The organism is Okibacterium fritillariae (genome assembly GCF_052783725.1).
Window position 1 is genome coordinate 1,099,976 of the sequence record NZ_CP199917.1, and the last position, 21,426, is coordinate 1,121,401.

General features: G+C 68.4%; 17 protein-coding genes and 1 tRNA gene. 12 read left to right on the plus strand and 6 right to left on the minus strand.

Features of this window, described 5'->3' with window-relative positions:
- Window positions 1-117 precede the first annotated feature (117 nt).
- Complete coding sequence (gndA, locus tag ACUWEX_RS05220; RefSeq protein WP_079727152.1) at window positions 118-1,596, minus strand: NADP-dependent phosphogluconate dehydrogenase; 1,479 nt, start codon at window positions 1,594-1,596, stop codon at window positions 118-120.
- Between the two features lie 357 nt (window positions 1,597-1,953).
- On the opposite strand from gndA, the gene ACUWEX_RS05225 reads away from it, so the two are divergent.
- From ACUWEX_RS05225 to mfd, 3 genes are all read left to right on the plus strand, one after another.
- Window positions 1,954-2,553, plus strand: a complete 600-nt coding sequence (locus tag ACUWEX_RS05225) for a 50S ribosomal protein L25/general stress protein Ctc (RefSeq protein WP_079727153.1) — start codon at window positions 1,954-1,956, stop codon at window positions 2,551-2,553.
- 178 nt (window positions 2,554-2,731) lie between these two features.
- Window positions 2,732-3,319, plus strand: coding sequence for an aminoacyl-tRNA hydrolase (gene pth / locus ACUWEX_RS05230; protein ID WP_079727154.1), 588 nt, complete (start codon window positions 2,732-2,734; stop codon window positions 3,317-3,319).
- Between the two features lie 83 nt (window positions 3,320-3,402).
- The gene (mfd, locus tag ACUWEX_RS05235; protein WP_445997326.1) at window positions 3,403-7,041 is read left to right on the plus strand and encodes a transcription-repair coupling factor; all 3,639 of its coding nucleotides are present in this window, start codon (window positions 3,403-3,405) and stop codon (window positions 7,039-7,041) included.
- A gap of 70 nt (window positions 7,042-7,111) precedes the next feature.
- On the opposite strand, the gene ACUWEX_RS05240 is transcribed toward mfd, so the two are convergent.
- Window positions 7,112-8,281, minus strand: coding sequence for a Na+/H+ antiporter NhaA (locus ACUWEX_RS05240; protein WP_445997327.1), 1,170 nt, complete (start codon window positions 8,279-8,281; stop codon window positions 7,112-7,114).
- Window positions 8,282-8,430: 149 nt separating this feature from the next.
- Between ACUWEX_RS05240 and ACUWEX_RS05245 the strand changes: the two genes are divergently transcribed.
- Window positions 8,431-9,162, plus strand: coding sequence for a MazG family protein (locus ACUWEX_RS05245; RefSeq protein ID WP_445997328.1), 732 nt, complete (start codon window positions 8,431-8,433; stop codon window positions 9,160-9,162).
- Here the strand turns inward: ACUWEX_RS05245 and ACUWEX_RS05250 are convergent.
- Together ACUWEX_RS05250 and ACUWEX_RS05255 are read right to left on the minus strand one after the other, a co-directional pair.
- Complete coding sequence (locus ACUWEX_RS05250; RefSeq protein WP_445997329.1) at window positions 9,159-10,319, minus strand: ABC transporter permease; 1,161 nt, start codon at window positions 10,317-10,319, stop codon at window positions 9,159-9,161. The genes ACUWEX_RS05245 and ACUWEX_RS05250 overlap by 4 nt on opposite strands.
- Window positions 10,316-11,296 carry an ABC transporter ATP-binding protein gene (locus tag ACUWEX_RS05255; RefSeq protein ID WP_445997330.1) on the minus strand — a complete coding sequence of 327 codons (981 nt, stop codon included), beginning with the start codon at window positions 11,294-11,296 and terminating at the stop codon, window positions 10,316-10,318. The genes ACUWEX_RS05250 and ACUWEX_RS05255 overlap by 4 nt, the downstream gene beginning before the upstream one ends.
- Before the next feature lie 149 nt (window positions 11,297-11,445).
- Between ACUWEX_RS05255 and hisS the strand changes: the two genes are divergently transcribed.
- From hisS to ACUWEX_RS05290, 7 genes are all read left to right on the plus strand, one after another.
- A complete protein-coding gene (gene hisS, locus ACUWEX_RS05260; protein ID WP_079727159.1) occupies window positions 11,446-12,747 on the plus strand; it encodes a histidine--tRNA ligase in 1,302 nt (433 codons plus the stop codon).
- Between the two features lie 160 nt (window positions 12,748-12,907).
- Complete coding sequence (gene eno, locus ACUWEX_RS05265; RefSeq protein WP_079727160.1) at window positions 12,908-14,188, plus strand: phosphopyruvate hydratase; 1,281 nt, start codon at window positions 12,908-12,910, stop codon at window positions 14,186-14,188.
- A 72-nt stretch (window positions 14,189-14,260) separates the two neighbouring features.
- On the plus strand, window positions 14,261-14,860 hold the full coding sequence (locus ACUWEX_RS05270) for an FtsB family cell division protein (RefSeq protein ID WP_143785331.1): 600 nt from the start codon (window positions 14,261-14,263) through the stop codon (window positions 14,858-14,860).
- Between the two features lie 16 nt (window positions 14,861-14,876).
- Window positions 14,877-15,491 carry a DUF501 domain-containing protein gene (locus tag ACUWEX_RS05275; protein ID WP_445997331.1) on the plus strand — a complete coding sequence of 205 codons (615 nt, stop codon included), beginning with the start codon at window positions 14,877-14,879 and terminating at the stop codon, window positions 15,489-15,491.
- A gap of 3 nt (window positions 15,492-15,494) precedes the next feature.
- The gene (locus tag ACUWEX_RS05280) at window positions 15,495-16,826 is read left to right on the plus strand and encodes a S8 family serine peptidase (protein WP_445997332.1); all 1,332 of its coding nucleotides are present in this window, start codon (window positions 15,495-15,497) and stop codon (window positions 16,824-16,826) included.
- A gap of 39 nt (window positions 16,827-16,865) precedes the next feature.
- Complete coding sequence (locus tag ACUWEX_RS05285) at window positions 16,866-18,473, plus strand: NAD(P)/FAD-dependent oxidoreductase (protein ID WP_445997333.1); 1,608 nt, start codon at window positions 16,866-16,868, stop codon at window positions 18,471-18,473.
- 57 nt (window positions 18,474-18,530) lie between these two features.
- Window positions 18,531-18,607, plus strand: a tRNA-Leu gene (locus ACUWEX_RS05290).
- Window positions 18,608-18,702: 95 nt separating this feature from the next.
- Here ACUWEX_RS05290 and ACUWEX_RS05295 read toward each other — a convergent pair.
- Window positions 18,703-20,115: an aminopeptidase P family protein gene (locus ACUWEX_RS05295; RefSeq protein WP_445997334.1), complete on the minus strand. Its 1,413-nt coding sequence runs from the start codon at window positions 20,113-20,115 to the stop codon at window positions 18,703-18,705.
- A gap of 182 nt (window positions 20,116-20,297) precedes the next feature.
- On the opposite strand from ACUWEX_RS05295, the gene ACUWEX_RS05300 reads away from it, so the two are divergent.
- Window positions 20,298-20,675, plus strand: coding sequence for a hypothetical protein (locus ACUWEX_RS05300; RefSeq protein WP_079727165.1), 378 nt, complete (start codon window positions 20,298-20,300; stop codon window positions 20,673-20,675).
- 10 nt (window positions 20,676-20,685) lie between these two features.
- On the opposite strand, the gene ACUWEX_RS05305 is transcribed toward ACUWEX_RS05300, so the two are convergent.
- Complete coding sequence (locus ACUWEX_RS05305) at window positions 20,686-21,267, minus strand: Lrp/AsnC family transcriptional regulator (RefSeq protein WP_445997335.1); 582 nt, start codon at window positions 21,265-21,267, stop codon at window positions 20,686-20,688.
- Between the last annotated feature and the right edge of the window lie 159 nt (window positions 21,268-21,426).

Here is a 21,426-nt window from a genome sequence, read left to right on the forward strand (position 1 = left end):
CCATGTGGTCGCCGCGCATACCCCGAGAACGCGCGAAGCGCCGACCCCTGAGGGCCGGCGCTTCGCGGCAGATGACTGCGTGGGGGCTCGCGAGATGAGTCGAGCCGTGTCGACGAGCTAGTGCGTGTCGACCGCTTCGATCTCGCTGCGGTCGCCCGACCACAGCGTGTGGAACGTGCCCTCGGTGTCGACGCGCTTGTAGGTGTGCGCTCCGAAGAAGTCGCGCTGACCCTGCACGAGCGAGGCGGGCAGGCGCTCGGCGCGCAGCCCGTCGTAGTACGACAGCGACGACGAGAACGCGGGGGCGGGGATTCCCGCACCGGCGGCACCGGCGACGACGCGGCGCCAAGACTCCTGCGCGCGCACGAGCGCCTCGGTGAAGTACGGCGCGGTGAGCAGGGCTTCGAGGGCGGGCTGCTCGTCGTAGGCGTCGGCGATGCGGTTGAGGAACTGCGCGCGGATGATGCATCCACCGCGCCAGATCTTCGAGATCGCACCCTTGTCGATGTTCCAGTCGTACTTCTCGGCACCCGCGTTGATGGCGTCGAAGCCCTGCGAGTAGGCGACGATCTTCGAGGCGTAGAGCGCCAGGCGCACGTCCTCGATGAAGCCCTTCTTGTCGTCCTCCGAGACAGTCCAGGGGTTGGACGGGCCGGGCAGGTTGGTCGACACGTCGCGCTGTTCGCGGTGTGACGACAGGCTGCGCGCGAAGACGGCCTCGGCGATGCCCGAGACGGGAACACCCAGGTCGAGTGCGTTCTGAACCGTCCAGACGCCGGTGCCCTTCGAGCCGGCCTCGTCGACGATGATGTCGACGATGGGCTTGCCCGTCTTGGCGTCGGTCTGACGCAGCACCTCGGCGGTGATCTCGATGAGGTAGGACTCGAGTTCGCCCTGGTTCCACTCGGTGAACACATCGGCGATCTCGGCCGGCTCGAGCCCGCCCACCTTGCGCAGCAGGTCATAGGCCTCGGCGATGAGCTGCATGTCGGCGTATTCGATGCCGTTGTGGATCATCTTGACGAAGTGGCCGGCGCCGTCGGTGCCGACGTGCGTGACGCAGGGCTCACCCTCGGCCACGGCCGCGATCGACGACAGGATGGGGCCGAGGGTCTCGTAGGACTCGGCCGAACCGCCGGGCATGATGCTCGGGCCCTTGAGGGCTCCCTCTTCGCCGCCCGAGATGCCGGCGCCCACGAAGTGGATGCCCGTCTCCTTGACGGCCTTCTCGCGGCGGATGGTGTCGGTGAAGAGCGCGTTGCCGCCGTCGACGATGATGTCGCCGGGCTCGAAGACCTTCGTGAGCTGGTCGATGACGGCGTCGGTGCCGGCGCCCGCCTTGACCATGATGATGGCCGTGCGCGGCGTCTGCAGGCTCTTCGCGAAGTCTTCGATGGTCTCGGAGGCGACGAAGTTGGCCTCGGGGTGTTCGGAGGTCAGCGTGTGGGTCTTCTCGGCCGACCGGTTGTACACGGCGACCGTGTTGCCCTCGCGGCTGGCGAGGTTGCGGGCCAGGTTGCTGCCCATGACGGCGAGACCGATGACGCCGATGTTGGCCTGTGCGGTGGTGTCGCCTGTTGCGGTGGAATCCGCCATTGAACTTCTCCTCTAAATCGGATGCGAGCCCGGGGGTTCGCGGGTGTGGAGCGCTCCGATCAACGCTAGCAAAACGCGCCTCCGGTGGCCGGAATATGTAGCGGTGGCTCAGGGTGCTGGGCCGGGGGTGCCCACGTGCGGTAGAGTAGGCACCTGAACTTCGGCGAGGGATGCTCCGGCATCCGTGATCGACGCGGTGGGCAAGCGTTCCAGAGCTTTTCCTCACGCTGACATGCGTTCGAGTTGAAAACCACAGATCTGTCGTCGGCCCACCGGGCGGGCGGCTCCACGCTGCAACGGTGTGCTCCGGCATCCGTTGGGCACACGATCGGGGCCACGAGCCCCGGAGGAGAAATCATGGCTGACGAAAACAAGGTCGTCGCAGAACTGCGCGAGTCCTTCGGCAAGGGCGCTGCCCGCAAGCTGCGCGCGCTGGGCAAGATCCCCGCCGTCATCTACGGCCACGGTGGCGAGCCGCAGCACGTGTCGCTGCCCGGCCACCAGGTCGCGCTCATCATCCGCAAGTCGAACGCCGTTCTGGCCCTCGACATCGACGGCACCACGCAGCTCACGCTGGTGAAAGACGTTCAGAAGGACCCGGTTCGCCAGGTCATCGAGCACCTCGACCTCATCGTCGTCCGCCAGGGCGAAAAGGTCGAGGTCGAGGTCCCGATCCGCGTCGAGGGCGAGTCCTACCCCGGCACGATCGCCTCGCTCGAGACCACCACGCTCCTCGTGAGCGTCGAGGCCACCCACATCCCCGAGGGCTTCGAGCTCTCGGTCGAGGGCCTCGAAGAGGGCCAGCACGTCTTCGCGAAGGACGTTCCGCTGCCCGCCGGTGCCACGCTCATCAGCGACCCCGAGCTGCTCGTTGTCGGCATCATGGTGCCGGCCGCCACGCTAGCCGAGGGTGAAGAGGGCGAAGAGGGCGAGTCCACCGAGGCTGCTGCCGAATAAGCACGTTTCACCGCCGCCACAGATTCACGGCGGCTCGCGCAACAGCGCACACATGAAGGGGCGGATGCTTGAACATCCGCCCCTTCGTCGCACCCGCTAGCATCGTGGGGTGGTTGATTTCGCGGGTGTCGGCAGATGGTTGCGCGGAGAACGTCGAGCGCCCGAGCGGGAGGAACCCATGGCCGAGAACACCTGGATCGTCGTCGGATTGGGCAACCCGGGCGCGCAATATGCGGGCAACCGCCACAACGTCGGGCAGATGGTGCTCGATGAGTTGGCCGAGCGCATGTCGGCCCGTTTCGGCGCCCACAAGAGCAACAACCGGGTCGCCGAGGGGCGGCTGGGGTTCGGCGGACCGAAGCTCGTGCTCGGCAAACCGAACTCGTTCATGAACCTGTCGGGCGGGCCGACGGCCGCGCTGCTCAAGTTCTATTCGCTGCAGCCAGACCGCCTCATCGTGGTGCACGACGAGCTCGACATCCCGTTCGACGAGATCCGGCTCAAGTCGGGCGGCGGGCACGGCGGGCACAACGGCATCCGCGACATCCTGGCCGCGACGGGTGGTGCCGACTTCACGCGCGTGCGGGTGGGCATCGGGCGGCCGCCCGGTCGTCAGCCGGCCGCCGACTTCGTGTTGAAGGATTTCTCGGGCACCGAGAAGCAGACGCTGCCGAACCTCATCGCCGACGGCGCGGATGCTGTCGAGGCGATCATCACCGACGGGCTCGCGTCGGCGCAGCAGAAGTTCCACAGCCCCAAGGCCTGAGCGCCGAGCGCCGAGAGCCGGCTCGCCATCCGCCTGACGCGAACTCCGGCCCGAGTGTCGGTGGTCGGCCATAGACTTGGCGAGTGACTTTGCAGGGCATTACTCGAGCGCTTTCGCGCGCCTCCACGTTCGACGACGCCCTGGCGCATGCCAACCGTGACACCGATTTCTCGGTGGTCGACGGTCTGCGCGTGCCCCTCCTGGCGGGCCTGCTCGAACAGCGTCAACAGGCGGGCCTCCCCGCGGCCGCTCTCGTCATCGCGCCCACGGGCCGCGACACCGAGGGGCTGCGCGGCGCGCTGCAGAGCATCCAGCCGGGCACCCAGGTGGTCGAGTTCCCGTCGTGGGAGACCCTGCCGCACGAGCGTCTCAGCCCGAGCGCCGAGATCGTCGGCAAGCGCATCCAGGCGCTGCGGCGCATGAAGGAGTGGTCGGGAGAAGCGCCTCTCGTCGTGGTTGCCTCGGTGCGCGCCGCGCTGCAGCCGCTCGCCGACAACCTCACCGATTTCGATCCGATCACCCTGACGACGGGTGGCCGCGGCAACGACCTCGGGCAGCTCACGCTGCGCCTCGTCGACCTCGCCTACACGCGCGTCGACATGGTGTCGCGCCGCGGAGAATTCGCGGTGCGCGGCGGCATCCTCGACGTGTTCCCGCCCGTGGCCGAGCATCCCTATCGCATCGATTTCTTCGGCGACGAGGTCGAGCAGATCCGCAAGTTCTCGGTCGCCGACCAGCGCTCGCTGCCCGAAGACGTGGGGTCGGTCGAGCTGCCGCCCAGCCGCGAGATGCTGCTCAGCGAATCGGTGCGTCAGCGTGCCCGCGAGATGCAACACGAGTTCCCCAGCCTGTCGAGCATGCTCGAGAAGATCGGCGAGGGCATCCCGGTCGAGGGGATGGAATCGCTGGCGCCCGCGTTGCTCGACCGCCTGGTCACCATCGCGCACTACCTGCCCGAGGGTGCGGCCGTTGCGGTCATGGCGCCCGAGCGGGTGGCCACGCGTGCCATCAGCCTGGCCGAGACCAACCGAGAGTTCCTGGCCGCCGCGTGGAGTGCCGCCACGGTGGGCGCCAACGCTCCCATCGACCTGGCGTCGGGTGAATTCATCCCGCTCGGCGAGCTGCGCGATGCGGTGCACGACGCCGAGAAGCGCGACCGTGAAGCATCCGGGTCGAAGAGTCGCCACCCGTGGTGGACCTTCAGCCCGTTCCAGCAGGGCCCCACCGACGTGCTGCCCGAAGAGCTCGAGATGGATGAACTGCTGGCCGTGCGCATCGACGCCGAGGCCGTGCCGAGCTTCCAGGGCAACGTCGAGGGCGCCATCGAACACGTGAAGACGCGCCTGGCCGAGGGCTGGACCGTGGCCGTGACGGCGCGCGGCACCGGCCTCGTCGAGCGCGCCGCCGACGTGCTCGCCGAGCGCGAAGTGGCCGCCCGCCCCGTCGACGAGCTGCCCGCCGAGCCCGAGACCGGGGTCGCCTACCTGCTGCAAGCCGACGCCGAGCACGGCTTCGAGGTGCCCGAGATCAAGTTCGCGGTGGTCAGTGAGACCGAGTTCTATGGGCGCACGGCCGGTTACGACTCCCGCGTCGTCAAGAAGCTCGCCTCGAGGCGCAAGAACGTCGTCGACCCGATGCAGCTCAAGGCCGGCGACTACGTCGTGCACCAGACGCACGGCATCGGCAAGTTCCTCGAGCTGTCGCAGCGCCAGGTGTCGTCCGGCGGCCGCAACGCCGTCAAGACCATGCGCGAGTACCTCGTGCTCGAATACGCGCCCTCGAAGCGCGGATACCCGGGCGACAAGCTGCTCGTGCCCACGGATCAGCTCGATCTCCTCACGCGATACGTGGGCGGTGAGGCGCCGCAGCTCAGCAAGATGGGCGGCTCGGACTGGTCGCAGGCGAAGGGCAAGGCCCGTCGTGCCGTGCGCGATATCGCCGTCGAGCTGGTGAAGCTCTATTCGGCCCGGATGGCGAGCAAGGGGCACTCGTTCCCGCCCGACACCCCGTGGCAGCGCGAGCTCGAAGAGGCCTTCCCGTTCGCCGAGACGCCCGATCAGCTCACCACGATCGACGAGGTCAAGGCCGACATGGAACGGCCCATCCCCATGGATCGCCTGCTCTCGGGTGACGTCGGCTTCGGCAAGACCGAGGTGGCCGTGCGTGCCGCGTTCAAGGCCATCCAGGATGGCAAGCAGGTCGCCATGCTCGTGCCGACCACGCTGCTCGTCAAGCAGCACTTCGAGACCTTCCAGGAGCGTTTCGCCGGGTTCCCCGTGCACCTGCGCGCGCTCAGCCGGTTCCAGACCGACAAAGAGGCGCGCGAGACGCTTGCCGGCATCACGCGCGGCGAGGTCGACATGGTCATCGGCACGCACCGGTTGCTCACCGACAACGTGCTCTTCAAAGACCTGGGACTCGTCATCATCGACGAGGAGCAGCGTTTCGGCGTCGAGCACAAAGACAAGCTCAAAAAGCTGAAGACCAACGTCGATATCCTCGCCATGAGTGCCACGCCCATTCCGCGCACGCTCGAGATGGCCGTCACGGGCATCCGCGAGATGTCCACTCTGGCCACGCCGCCCGAGGAGCGGCACCCGATCCTGAGCTTCGTCGGGCCCTACAACGACAAGCAGGTGGCCGCCGCCATCCGCCGCGAGCTGCTGCGCGAGGGTCAGGTGTTCTTCGTGCACAACCGCGTCTCGTCGATCAACCGCATCGCGGCGCAGATCGCCGAACTCGTGCCCGAGGCACGCATCGCCATCGCGCACGGTCAGCTGGGCGAAGCCGCGCTCGAGCAGGTCGTCGTGGACTTCTGGGAGCGCAAGTTCGACGTGCTGGTCTGCACGACCATCATCGAGACCGGCCTCGACATCTCCAACGCCAACACCATCATCATCGACCGCGCCGACAAGTATGGCCTGAGCCAGCTGCACCAGCTGCGCGGCCGTGTCGGCCGCGGGCGCGAGCGTGCCTACGCCTATTTCCTCTACGACGAGAACAAGCCGCTCTCCGAGACCGCGCACGACCGGTTGTCGACCATCGCGGCCAACAACGAGCTCGGCAGCGGTATGCAGGTGGCTCTGAAGGACCTCGAGATCCGTGGCGCCGGAAACCTTCTGGGCGGCGAACAGGCCGGCCACATCGCGGGCGTCGGTTTCGACCTCTACCTGCGCATGATCGGTGAGGCTGTTTCAACCTTCCGCGGCGACGTGGCCGAGGGGCAGACCGAGCTGCGGCTCGAGCTGCCCGTCGACGCGCACATTCCCGAGGACTATGTCGACAGCGAGCGCCTGCGTCTCGAGGCCTACCAGAAGCTGTCGGCGGCCTCGGGCCCCGCGGCCAAGGACGACCAGATCCAGCTCGTCATCGAAGAACTCACCGACCGTTACGGCGAGCCGCCCCTCGCGGTTCAGAACCTGATCAAGGTGTCGCGCCTGCGTCAACGCGCGCAACGGGCGGGGCTCAGCGACCTGGTCGCCATGGGGTCGAACGTGCGCGTGGCGCCGGCCGACCTGCCCGACTCGATTCAGGCGCGCCTGCGGCGCATGTACCCGGGCGCGAAATACCTCGCCCAGGCCAATGCGCTCGTCGTGCCGATGCCGCGCGTCGGCGACCAGCCGTTGCCCGACGCTGACCTGATCGACTGGGTGACGCAATTCCTGGGCGCGATCTTCCCCGACAGCAAGGAAACCGAGGCGGCCACGCAGAACGCGGGCTGACGCGCCCGGCTGAGCGCCGAGCGCCTCACGACGTCGGCTGGCGCCCACAGGCCGGGTGACCAGCTGTTGGCTAGGTTGCGTGGATGACCGCCGAAGCGGCCTTCTGGCGACGGTGCTGGCGTGCGAGCAAGCTGACGAAGATCGCGGACAGCAGGATCGAGATCGTCGAGCCGAGCAGCACGGCGAGCGTGCCCTCATCCGCGATCTCGGGTTGGCGCGCGAACGCCAGCTCGTTCATGAGCAGCGAGACGGTGAAGCCGATGCCGCCGAGCGACCCCGCGGCGAGAAGCGACAGCGGCGTCAGATGCGGGCGCTGGCCCTTCGGTCCGAAGAAGCTCGCGATCCATCCGCCCAGGCCGATGCCGATCATCTTGCCGACCGGCAGAGCGATGAGGGTGGCCCAGAACGGCGCGGCCAGTTCGGAAACACCCACCTGGGGGATCGCGACGAGGGCCGCCGAGAACGCGAAGATCGGCAGCACGAATCCGTTGGTGACGGGCTCGAGCGCGTGCCGGGTGCGCATGGCCGGTTTCAGCGCCATGGCCAGGCCGAGTGCCACGCCCGCGATGGTCGCGTGCACGCCGGAGAGCAGGACGACGCTCCAGGTCAGCACGCCGATGACCAGCATGGCGGCCATGACGAACGGGCGCGCGCGGGTGTGCAGCTGACGGCTCAGCGCGCCGAAGAGCACGACGCCGACGACGGCCGCTGCCAGCAGAATCAGGTTCGGCGATTCGGTGAAGAACACAGCAATGATGACGATCGCGATGATGTCGTCGAGGATCGCCAGGGCGAGCAGGAAGATGCGCAGGCGTCCGGGCAGGCTGCGGCCGAAGACGGCCAGCACCCCGAGGGCGAAGGCGATATCGGTGGCGGTGGGGATCGGCCATCCACCCTCGTAGCCCGAACCGGTCGTGACGATGAGATAGATGGCGCTCGGCACGATGACGCCACCGAGGGCCGCGATGGCGGGGCGGATGGCTTTTGCCACCGTGTTGAGTTCGCCGGCCACGAGTTCGTGCTTCAGCTCGATGGCGGCGACGAAGAAGAAGATCGCCAGCAGGCCGTCGCTGATCCAGTGCCCGACCGAGAGGTCGAGCGGGGTGCCGGGGATCGCGAGATGGGCGTCTTGCAGGCCCATGATCGCGGGGCCGACGGCGGTGTTCGCCAGGATGAGGCCCAGCGCGGCCGCGGCGAGGAGGAAGAAGGCGGCGTAGCGCTCGGAACGAATGATGCTCATGTTTCTCCGATTTCCCGGAAGACGGGTTCGACGATCGACTGAAGGAGACGCGCTCCTGCCGACCAGACTTCCCGGCACACCAGCATCTAGCTTATCGCCTGATTAGGCTGGATGCCGGAGCGCCCCGTCATCCCGATCCGAGGAGAACCATGGCATCTCAGCCCGCCGGCAACACCCCGATGGAGCGTCTCGTCGACGCCATGGCACAGATTCGCGACCGCTGTGTGTGGACGCAGGCCATCGACCACGACGCGCTCGTGCCGTACCTCATCGAGGAGAGCTACGAACTCGTCGAGGCGATCGAGACCGGCACGCGAGCAGAGCTCGTCGAAGAGCTGGGGGACGTGTTGTGGCAAGTGCTGTTCCACGCCGAGATCGCCTCGCGCGCGGGCACCGAACCGTTCGACCTGGACGACGTGGCGCAGGCCGTGCTCGACAAGATGGTGCCGCGGCATCCGCATGTGTTCGGCGACGAGGTTGCCACGACGCCCGAAGAAGTGATGACGCTGTGGTTCCGGGCGAAGGCCGCCGAGAAGTCCACGCGCACGAGTGTGCTCGACGGCATTCCGCGGGGGATGCCGGCGCTCGCCCTCGCCGACAAGGTGCTGTCGCGGGCGGCCAAGGTGGGGGTCGAGCCGCGCTCGGGTTCGTTCGAGGCTGAGTCCGCTGAGCCTGCCGAGCCTGCCGAGCCCGCCGAGTCCGCCGAATCCGTCGAGTCCGCCGGGTCCGCTGCCTCTGGCGAGGATGCTGAGCTCGTGCTCGGGCGTCAGCTCCTCCGTCAGGTCGACCAGGCTCACCGAAACGGCCTGGACGCCGAACGTGCCTTGCGCCTCGCGATCCGCGAACTCGAGGAAGACGTGCGGTCGAACGAAGCCCGCTAGGCGATCCGGCTTCCGCGCGGCAGTCGGTGCGCGGGCGTGCGGGTGCGCGCGATGCCCCACAGTAGGAGGCCACCGCCGAGCAGCACGTGCAGCGCCAGGCCGACGAACCAGGACGGCACGGTCGAGTTGAAGGTCTGTTCCGGCGTAGGCCCGTTCTCGTAGAACTCGCCGCTGGCCCGCGTGCAATCGTTCGTCACGACCTCACTCTCGGGCGCGATCTGGGCCGAACGGACGCCGATCGCGAGACCCGAGAAGAGATCGCGGGGCTGACCGTTGCCGTCGAAGTCGCCGGCCGCGGCATCGGCCAAGACGATGTAGGGGTTCGCGGCGAGGATGGCCCAATAGCGGTCGAATCTCGGCACGTCGATCTCAGACACCTCGGGCGGGAGACAGACGGTGTTGATGATGTCGCCGGTGTCGGGGTCGAGGTTTTCGTCGCTGTAGTCGAGCGAGTAGTAGGTCTGCTTCTGCACGCTCTGGGTGGACACGCCACCGAGCGCGAAAGCGATGAGGGTGCCCACCGAGAGCGCGGCGATGACGAGATAGGTCACCGTGACCGAGAACAGCGGCCGCGTCAGAACGGCCGACAGCCCGACACCGATGGCGGCGACCACGGCGAGCTCGAGGGCGAGCACCGCGAGCGAGACGACGATCGTGCGCGCGGACAGGTCGCCCGTGACGAATGCGATCAGGAGGAACGGCACCGAGACCACGAGGAAGGCGAGGGCGGTTATCCAGGCCGCCACGAATTTGCCGACGACGATCTGGCCCGCGCCGACAAGAGTCACCTGCGTGGTGGCGAGGGTTCCGGCATCCCGATCGCCGTTGACGGCGTTACCCGAGAGCGCGGGCACGATGAGCGTGCCGAGCAACAGCACGAAGTAGATGATGACGGAGTAGTAGGAGCCGCCACCGCCGCCGAACGAATCACCGCTGCCGGTCAGGATGCCGAGCGGCACGCTGACGAGCAGCATGAGAACGACGAAGAGGCCGAGCAGCACATAGAACGAGACGCCGCGCACGCGCTGACGCAATTCGAGGCCGATGATGACGCCGACGCCGCCGAACCAGCTCAGGCCGCGGGCGCGCGGCGCATCGCCGCTGGGCGGGGGAGTGTGCGGCACGAAGCGGCCGGGCTGCGGTTCGGTGGCGGTCATCGTCGGCCTCCGCGGTCGGTGATATCGAGGAAGGTGTGTTCGAGTTCGCCCACGGCGGGGGCGAAGGCGCTGATCGAGACGCCGCGGCCCACCAGGTCGGTGAGCAGGCGCGCGGCCTGTTCGTCGCCGCCGACTTTCACGAGCGTGCCGAGGTTGTCGGCCGAGATATGGGATGCCGGCAGCCCGAGTGCGAGCAGCGCGTGCCCGAGTGGCGTGCCCGCCGAGGTCGCGCGAATGCGCCAATCGCGCAGGCCGGATCGGGCGCGGGCAACGCGCTCGGCGCTGACGGTGGCGCCCTGCTCGATGTAGACGGCGGCGTCGGCCATCTCGTCGAGTTCGGCGAGCACGTGCGACGACACCAGCACGGTCTTGCCCTGCCCCGCGAACTGGCGCACGAGTTCGCGCAGCGAGGCCCGGGCTCCCGGATCGAGACCGGAGGCCGGCTCGTCGAGCACGAGCACCGAGGGGTCGTGCACGATGGCGCGCGCGAGTGACAACCGCTGCTTCTGCCCGCGCGAGAGGGCGCGGCTGGCTTGGCTCGCCAGCGGAACCAGGTCGACGATGTGCAGTAGCTCGTCGGCCCGGCTGGAAGCTTCGTCCCGCGGCATGCCATAGAGCGCGGCCGTCGTGGTCAACGCCTGGCGCACGGTGAGGGCGCCCCAGGAGCCGAGCGCGTCAGGCATCCACCCGAGTCGCCGCCGCACCTCGCGGGGTTGCGCCACCGGGTCGAAACCGGCCACGCGGATGCTGCCCTGCTGGGGTGCGAGCAGGCTCGCGAGCATGAGCATGAGGGTCGTCTTGCCCGAGCCGTTGGGTCCGATGAGCGCGGTCACCGAGCCGGGGTGGGCCTCGAACGATGCGTCGCGAACGGCGTGCACGGCGCCGAACGATCGCTTCACGTCTCTCACGATGATGCCCCCGTGCGGTGACGTGTCGTCGGATGTCGGGCCACGCCCGGTATCGACTTCGATGCTCACTCTTCCCCCTGCCGTCATCGGTCAGGCCGAGCATAGTCGCTGCGTGTGTCAGGGTCGTGACGGCTCTCCACAGGCGGCGAACCCCGTTCTTCTCCACAGCGGGCGGGTGGATGCGGGGGCCACACGCGCCCCGTGGAAGAATCGTGTGCATGGCAACATCCGTGAACCCGCCGCGCGGCATGCGCGATTTCCTCCCCGCCGAGAAGGCGCGTCGTGAGCACGCGCTCGGCGTGATCCGCTCGGTCTATTCGGCCCACGGTTTCGACGAGATCGAGACCCCCGTCGTCGAGGACTTCGAGCGGCTGCATTCGGGTCTGGGTGGGGACAACGAGAAGCTCGCCTTCTCGGTGCTAAAGCGCGGGCTCGACGCCACGGCGCTGGCCCACGCGGCCGATTCCGGCGATCAGTCGGGGCTCACCGACCTCGGGCTGCGGTTCGACCTCACGGTTCCCCTTGCCCGCTTCTACGCCACTCACCGCGCCGAGTTGCCGCCCGTCTTCCGGTCGATTCAGATCGCGCCGGTCTGGCGCGCCGAGCGCCCGCAGAAGGGGCGTTACCGCCAGTTCGTGCAGTGCGACATCGACATCATCGGCGAGGCCGGGCCGTTGGCCGAGGTCGAGCTCATCACGGCCACGGCCGCCGCTTTGCGCACGCTCGGGCTCTCGGGCACGCGTGTGCGCATCAACGACCGTCGCGTGCTGCTCGGCCTTCTCGAGTCGTTCGGGTTCGCGGCCGGCGAGCACGCCCAGGTGCTCATCACCATCGACAAGCTCGACAAGATCGGCGCAGAGGGTGTCGTCGCCGAGTTGGGCGAGCGCAGCTCGTCGACCGATGCCGTGCAGGCGTTCGGCGCCTACCTCACGGCGCGGGTCGGTGAGGGTGTCGACGACACCATCCACCCCTTCGGGCTCGAGTCGATCCAGCGCGAGGTGCCCGCGGGTGTCGCGCCCGAGGCGCTGCAGTCGCTCGCAGACATCGGTGCGGCCGTGCAGCAGGCCGACCCGGCGGCGGTCCTCGTCTTCGATCCGTTCCTCGTGCGCGGCATGGGCTACTACACGGGCACGATCTTCGAGATCGAGCACCCCGATTTCGGCTACTCGCTCGGCGGCGGCGGTCGCTATGACGGCATGATCGGCCGCTTCCTCGGCCAAGACGTGCCGGCCGCGGGCTTCTCCATCGGCTTCGAGCGCATCGTCGACCTCATCGAAGCCGACGCATCGGGTGCTGCCGACCAGGTGGTGCTGGTGCACGACGCCGACGCTCAGCCCGCGCAGCTGGCTCTGCTCAAGACCGAGCTCGTGGCGGCGGGCAAGCGCGTGCGCCTCGAACGCCGCACCAAGAACCTCAAGGCCACCCTCGATCGCGTCGAAGCCGCCGGTTTCGGGGCATTCGCGTTCGTCGGTCGCGAGACGTCCTCGGCCGACCAGCTCGAGTTCAAGCCCCTCGGTTGACACCCGAGGCGGCCCGGCAGATCGTTCTGCACAGGTCATCCAGCTGAACATTCATCAACAGGTCGACACACACGGATGCCCTCACACACCGTGTCGCTAGACTGGCCCCGGGCCTTCGCGGCCCACGAAACGAACACTTTCCCAGCAAGGAGCACATCAAGTGGCACTCATCGAGGCAGTAGGCGCTCGCGAAATCCTGGACTCCCGTGGCAACCCGACCGTCGAGGTCGAGGTTCTGCTCGATGACGGCACGGTCAGCCGCGCTGCCGTCCCCTCCGGCGCCTCCACCGGCGCATTCGAAGCCTACGAGCTGCGCGACGGCGACAACGACCGTTACCAGGGCAAGGGTGTGCTCAAGGCCGTCGACGCCGTCCTCGACGAGATCGCCCCGGCGGTCGAAGAACTCGAGGCCGACGACCAGCGCCTCGTCGACCAGACCATGATCGAGCTCGACGGCACCGAGAACAAGAGCCGCCTGGGCGCCAACGCCATCCTCGGCGTGAGCCTCGCGGTGGCCAAGGCCGCGGCCGACTCGGCCGACCTCCCGCTCTACCGCTACGTCGGTGGCCCGAACGCGCACGTGCTGCCCGTTCCCCTCATGAACATCATCAACGGTGGCGCGCACGCCGACACCGGCGTCGACATCCAGGAGTTCATGGTTCTGCCCATCGGCGCAGAGTCGTTCTCCGAAGCCGTCCGTTGGGGCGTCGAGACCTACCACTCCCTCAAGAGCCTGCTCAAGGCCCAGGGCTTCGCAACCGGCCTCGGCGACGAGGGTGGCTTTGCGCCCGACCTCGCCAACAACCGCGCCGCGCTCGACCTCATCGTCGAAGCCATCCAGAAGGCCGGCTTCACGCCCGGCACCGACATCGCCCTCGGCCTCGACGTGGCCTCGAGCGAGTTCTACAAGAACGGTGCGTACCAGTTCGAGGGCAAGCAGCTCTCGAGCCAGGAGATGACCTCCTACTACGCCGAGCTCGTCGCCAACTACCCGCTGGTCACCATCGAAGACCCGCTGGCCGAAGACGACTGGGAAGGCTACGCCCACCTCACGCCCGAACTGGGCAAGAAGGTGCAGATCGTCGGCGACGACCTGTTCGTCACCAACCCGACGCGTCTGGCCGACGGCATCCGCCGTGGTGCAGCCAACTCGCTGCTCGTCAAGGTCAACCAGATCGGCACGCTCACCGAGACGCTCGACGCCGTGTCGCTCGCGCAGCGCTCCTCCTACACCGCGATCCTGTCGCACCGTTCGGGAGAGACCGAAGACACCACCATCGCCGACCTCGCCGTCGCCACCAACGCCGGCCAGATCAAGACCGGTGCGCCTGCCCGCTCCGAGCGCGTCGCGAAGTACAATCAGTTGCTGAGGATCGAAGAAGAGCTGGGCGACTCTGGCGTATACGCCGGCCGCTCCGCCTTCCCGCGTTTCCAGGCGTAACAAGCACCTCTGAAAGCTCCGGGTGCTTCGCGTCAGCGACACCCGGAGCTTTCTGCGTCAGGAGGACGGCCCGTGCCGAAAAAGCCCGTCACCAACCGGCCGGCGCCGAAAGCGCGCCCGGCGGCCCCGAGCGCGGGCAGCCGTTTCGACCGCGCCGGCGACGAGAGCCGCGCACAAGCCGAGACCGAGCGCGGCAACTGGCTGCGCGGCATCCGCTTCTCGGGATTCACCGTGCTCATGCTCGCCGTCATCGTGCTGGGCGTCGTCGTCTTGGCGCCCAACCTCAAGGCCTACATCGAACAACGGCAGCAGATCGCCGCGCTGCAGCAAACCGTCGACGACCGCGCCGACCAAATCGAGCAGCTCACCGCCGAACGCCAGCGCTGGAACGACAGCACCTACGTCACCACCCAGGCGCGCGACCGCCTCTTCTACGCCAACCCCGGCGAAATCAGCTTCATCGTCATCGACGACGTCGACCCCGCCCTCCTCGGCGACACCGACACCCCCGTCAGCGACACCCTCACCGAAACAGACATCGACTGGGGTCAGGCGCTCCTCGGATCGGTCATGAGCTCCGGTCTCGCCGACGTCACACCCGGCCCCGGCAGCACGGGCGGCACGGGCACCACGCCCGGCACCGGCGGCTCCAGCCCCGCACCCACCCCCTAGACCCGATAATGGACATATGAGCACCCCGCCCTTCGGACCGGTCAGCACGCGAGACATCCGCACCGTCTCCGCCCAACTCGGGCGGCCCGCGCGCGACGTCGTCGGTATCGCCGCGCGCTGCGTCTGCGGCGCACCCACCGTGGTGTCCACGGCCCCGCGCCTGAAAGACGGCACGCCGTTCCCCACCTTCTACTACCTCACCCACCCGGCCGCCACCGCCGCCATCTCGGCGCTCGAGGCCACCCAGGTGATGAACGAATACAACGAGCAACTCGCCGGCGACGACGACCTGCAGCAGCGTTACCGCGCCGCACACGAGGCCTACCTCGCCGACCGCGAGAGCATCGGCGCCGTCGACGAGATCCACGGCATCTCGGCGGGCGGCATGCCCGTGCGCGTGAAGTGCCTGCACGCGCTGGCCGGGCACTCCCTCGCCGCGGGCCCCGGCATCAACCCGATCGGTGACCTCGCGCTCGAACGCAGCACGTGGAGCCCGCACGTCTGCCAGTGCGACGTCTACGACCTCGGCGACGACGTCAGCGACGAGCCCCTCGAGGTGCCCGCATCGGCAACGGCACCCGCTCCCGCCACAGCCACCGCCGCTCCCGGCGACACAACCGGTCGCGAGTAGACGATGACCTGGGGACGGAAGAGCAGCAGCCGGGGGACGGGCGCTGCCGGCGGAACGCAGACATCGCGCGGGCGGGCTCCCCGAGCCGCCTCCGCAACGATCGCCACACTCATCGGCCTCGCCACGGTCTTCGGCGGGGTCACGCCGGCACACGCCGACGCCGTCCGTGACGCCGAATACTGGCTCTCCGACTACGGCATCCGCGACGCCTGGAACACCACGCGCGGCGCGGGCGTCACCATCGCCGTCATCGACACCGGCATCTCGTCCGGCCCCGCCGAATTCAACGGTGCCGTCGCCGCCGGCTACGACGCCTCGGGTGTCGGCAGCCCCGACGGACGCACGCCCCTCGGCCAGAAAGACGAGAAAGAGCACGGCAGCTGGGTCGGTTCGCTCGCGGCCGGGCGCGGAGCCGGCGGCGACAACGGCGTGCTCGGGGCCGCCCCCGACGCCACGCTGCTGTCGGTGTCGGTCGGCTTCCGCACGAGCGGGTCGACGGTGCCGTTCGAAGACCAGATCGCCTCCGGCATCCGCTGGGCCGTCGACAACGGCGCCGACGTGATCAACATGTCCCTCACCACCAACACGCTCGACTGGCCCGAAAGCTGGGACGATGCGTTCAAATACGCCTTCGAGCACAACGTCGTGGTCGTCGCCGCGGCCGGCAACCGGGGGAGCGGCACCGAAGAGGTCGGCGCCCCCGCCACCATCCCGGGGGTTCTCGTCGTCGGCGGCGTGAAACGCGACAAGACCGCCAGCTTCGACGCCTCCAGCCAGGGCATCACCATCTCGGTCGCCGCCCCCAGCGAAGAACTCGTGGGTGTCTCGCCCGACGGCAGCTACGTGGGATGGTCCGGAACATCCGGGGCCTCGCCCATCGTGGCCGGCATCGTCGCGCTCGTGAAGGCGAAGTACCCCGACCTCGACGCGGGTGCCGTGATCGACCGCGTCGTCAAGACCGCCACCCCGGCACCGGGTCAGGGCGCCGCCATCCCGAGCCCCATCTACGGCTACGGCCTCGTGGATGCTCGAGCCGCCGTCACCGCCGACGTCCCCGCCTTCTCGGGCGCGGGCCCCGCCGAGCAGCTGCAGGAGTGGATCACGGTGCACCGCCGCGCATCCGCCACCTCGGTGCCCGTGCCGACCGACACGTCCACGCCGACGCCTCTGCCACCCGCCGATGCTGCCGCGCGCCCGAACCCGTTCCTGCCCACCAGCGAGACCCTGCTGTACGTGAGCATTCCGCTAGCCGTCCTGCTCGGAACTGGTACTCTCGTAATGCTCGGGGCCATCGGCGTCACCCGGCATTTCAGACGGGTGGCTCACAGGGAGTAGCCTGTGTGCATACTGACCGAGGTAGGAGATTTTTCCAACGTGCCCAAAATCCTGATTGTCGGCGGAGGCTACGCCGGCTTCTACACTGCCTGGAAGCTCGAGAAGCACCTGCGCAAGGGTGAAGCCGAAGTAACCATGGTCGACCCGCTTCCTTACATGACCTACCAGCCGTTCCTGCCGGAGGTCGCCTCCGGCTCGATCGAGCCCCGCCACGCGGTCGTGTCCCACCGACGCCACCTCAACCACACCAAGGTCATCACGGCCAAGGTCACCTACGTGAACCACGCCGAGAAGAAGGCGACCATCCAGCCGCCCCTCGGCGAGGCCTACGACTTCGAATACGACCAGGTCATCGTCACGGCCGGTGCCGTCTCGCGCACCTTCCCGATCCCGGGTGTCGCCGACGAGGCCATCGGCCTCAAGACCATTGAAGAGGCCGTCGCCATCCGCGACCGCGTGCTCGACAACTTCGACAAGGCCGCTCAGCTTCCCGCGGGCCCCGAGCGCGACCGCCTGCTCACGTTCGTCGTCGTCGGCGGTGGCTTCGCCGGTATCGAGGTGTTCGCCGAACTGCGTTCGTTCGCGTCGGCGCTCATCGAGTACTACCCGCAGATCGACTTCGAAGACACGCACTTCCACCTCATCGAAGCCATGGGCCGCATCATGCCCGAGGTCTCGCTGAAGACCAGCCACTGGGTGCTCAAGAACCTCGCTGAGCGCGGTGCCAACGTGCACCTCGACACGCAGCTGAAGAGCGCCGTCGACGGCACCATCGAGCTGTCCACGGGCGAGTCGTTCGAGTCCGATCTCATCGTCTGGACCGCCGGCGTCATGGCCAACCCCCAGATCGTGCGCAACACCGACCTTCCGATCGAAGAGCGCGGCCGCCTCGTGGCCCGCGCCGACCTGCGCATCGGCACCGACGAGGAGTTCATCCCGAACGCCTGGACCGCCGGTGACGTCGCAGCCGTCCCCGACATCACGGGTGGAGGCGTCGGCGGTTTCTGCGTGCCCAACGCCCAGCACGCCGTCCGTCAGGGCAAGCTGCTCGCGAAGAACGTCGTCGCCGACCTGCGCGGCGAACAGCCCCAGAAGTACTCGCACAAGAACCTGGGCGCCGTCGCGGGCCTCGGCATCGGCGTGGGAGTCTTCCAGTCCGGCAAGATCGCCATCAAGGGTGTTCCCGCCTGGCTCGCACACCGTGGCTACCACGGTCTGGCCATGCCCAGCTGGGAGCGCAAGCTGCGCGTCATCGGCGGATGGGTCGGCAACTTCTTCCTCGGTCGCGACATCGCCGGCATCTCCGCCGTGCAGACGCCGCGCGCCGTGTTCGAGCAGTTCGCCTCGCGTCCGAAGCCCGCCGCGGCGGCCCCGGCCGAGCCGGCTCAGAAGCCCATCCCGGCCTCCTACTCGTCCTCGCCGTCCACCGACGCCGCCTCGGGTGCCGCCAACACGGCCCCGTCCGACTCCGAGGCCCCCTCGCAGTCGAGCACCGACACGGCCGGCACCTCGGCCGAGCCCGTAAAGGCTCCCGCCAAGATGGCGCCGGCGAAGAAGGCTCCCGCCAAGAAGGCCGACGCCCCGGTGGAAGACCCCACCCCGGCCGACGTCCCGACGGGCACCACCACCCCGGCCGAGACCAAGTAACCTCAGCAGTACGTCGAAGAGCCCGTCCCGGCATCCGGGCGGGCTCTTCGCACACCAGCCCCCATAGCCCAATCGGCAGAGGCAGGCGACTTAAAATCGCTTCAGTCAGGGTTCGAGTCCCTGTGGGGGCACCACCGTAGGGTCAGTCCAAGCCCGTCCTCGCATGCGGGTCAGCACCCGGTTGCTCGCTCTGTGTGTCGCCGGCGTCCGATCGACGGTCACGCGCTGCTCAGCCGCGCATCCAGGTTTCGATGCCCGAGGCGTCGATGGGGAGGGCGCTCGAGAGGATGTCCTGGCCGGTCGCCGTGACGAGCAGGTCGTCCTCGAGGCGCACGCCGATGCCGCGCAGCTCCGGCGGCACCGTGAGGTCGTTGGCGTGGAAGTAGAGGCCCGGCTCGACCGTGAGCACGGCACCCGGCCGCAGCGGTTCATGGAGGTAGCGCTCGTCGCCGATCTTCGCGCAGTCGTGCACGTCGAGGCCCAGGTGGTGTCCCGTGCCGCTCGGCAGGTAACGGCGGTGCTGCTGGCCTCCGGGGGACATGGCCTCGTCGACCGAGACGGTGAGGATGCCGAGCTCGTGTAGCGACGTGGCGATGGACTCGTAGGCGGTATTGCGCATATCGAGGAACGTCTTGCCCGGGGCGACCTGGGCCATGGCGGCGCGGTGGGCGCGCTCCACGTGGTCGTGAACGAGGCGCTGGGCCGGTGAGAACGTGCCGCCGGCGGGGAACGAGCGCGTGACATCTGCCGTGTACAGCGTGCGGGCTTCGACGCCCGCATCGATGAGGATGACGTGGTCGGGGAGCACCGGCCCGTCGCAGCGCGTCCAGTGCAGGGTGGGGGCGTGCGGGCCGCTGCCGATGATGGTCGAATAGCCGACGCCGTTGCCGAAGGTGCGGGCGTGGCGCTCGAAGGTGGACTGCAGCCAGCGTTCGCCGCCGAAGGAGAGAGCGGAGGGAAGTTCACGGATGACTGACCGGAAGCCTTCGACGGTGGCATCGACGGCCGCACGCAGCTGACCCACCTCCCAGTCGTCCTTCACGAGTTTCGCGGCGGAGAGGGCCATCAGCAGCTCGCCGGACTCCCGCACGCGCGTCGCCGTTCGGGGCTCGGGCGCACCGGCGCCGAGAGCATCGGCGGGAAGAGCGTCGAGAGCCTGGTCGAGCAGGTCGAGCGAGCGCACCTCGATGCCGAGCGCCGCGGACCAGTCGGCGAGACCCGCGACGGGCCCGATCCACAGTTCGCCGCGCAGAGCGTCGCCGTAGAACACCTCGTCGCCCGGCGGGGCGGGCTCGGGAATGAAAAGCGTCGCGTCGTGCCCGGTGCCTGCCGGCGTCATGACCAGCACGGCGCCCTCGGCCTGGCACGCGGTCAGCCACACGAAGTCGCTGTCGGCGCGGAACGGGTACTCGGTGTCGTTCGCCCGCACGGCCGACCGGCCGGACGTCACAACGAGCGTGCGCCCCGCGAACTGCGCGCTCAGCGCGGCGCGGTGGCCCGCCGCCGACTCCGCGGCCCCCTCGACCAGATCGACGTGGCGATCGACCGGCCCCCAATCCGCCGCCATGTAGGAACGGAACGCGTCGGTATCGGGCAACGGCTGGGTGCGGGGATCGCGAAACGCGAACGGTTCGGCAGACATGCTGCCAGTAAGACATCCGGGCAGCACAGTCGTCAAGTCGTCGCTAACGCGATCGGCGATTCATCCGCGGCCGCGCCCGATTCTCGGAAATTCGTCCCAGACGCGTGACCCCGGCCATCCGATCGGCGGACGGATCGCGGCGCGGTTGACAGCCCTTCGAGCCGATCTCCACAATGAGCGTCATGACAGGAACGAACCTCCCCGACACCACCGACACCCTCGCGATCGACCTCGACCACCGCGTTTTCGACATGGTCTCGTCGACCGCCAGCGCGGTGGATGCCAGCGCACCGACGCGCTTCGTCTATCACGAGAAGTCCGGGGTGCTGTGGGGGGAGTACATCGGCGACACCGTGACGGTCGGACGGTTCTGCGGGGTGCGCCGCGACGCCCGCATCGACGTGAACTTCGTGCACCGCGGCCACGACGACAACACCACGACGGGTGCCGCGACATCCGTCATCTCGCGGGACACCGACGGCACGCTGTTGCTCACCGAGGAGTTCCGCACGCCGGACGGCCAGCTCCACGTGAGCGTGTGCCGCGAGGTCACGGTCTAGCCGAACCGAGCTACCGCCCTCGGCGTTCCGGCACGCGCGGCGCCCGCTCAGGCACCCGCTGCGCACGCTCGTCGCTCGTGCGCACGAACCGGGTCATGCCGAACCGCTCACCCGAATCCTCGACCGACGTGCGGCTCGACCGCGCCATGCGCAGCGACACCTGCGCCCGCTCCTCGTCCATGACGAACACGGTCGTCGTCGCCTTGATCGACGGCCACTGCGCCAACTGCGTGGCGACCAGCTCGTGGATGGCGGCCACATCGGGCGCCCGCACGAGCATCATGCCGTCGTGCTCGCCCGTCGTCACGGCGAAGTACTCGAGCTCCTGCACCGACGACAACCGCGCGCGGAAATCAGCCCACTGGCTCTGCCGCAGCGTGATGAACACCATGGCCGCAACCCCGAGGCCGACGGCGGATGGCTCCACCTCGGCGTGCACGCCCTTCACGACGCCCGAGCGCAGCAACGCCTCATACCGGGCATAGGCGTTCGAGCGCGAGATGCCCAGGTGTTCGGCGAGGGCCGCGACGGACATGCGGCCGTCCTCGCGCAGCAGCTCCAGCATCCGAACGTGCGTGTCATCCAATTGCATCGTCTTCTCCATTTGTCCAGACGGGAGGGTGCTCGGGGTGAGTGTTTGAGAGGTTATGGCATCGCCGCACGAATTTCGAGACATTTTTTCCGTACGTTGCAATCTGTAATTGACGAATGATCGGCGAACACACTACTTTCAGGCCTATCCTTCCAACCA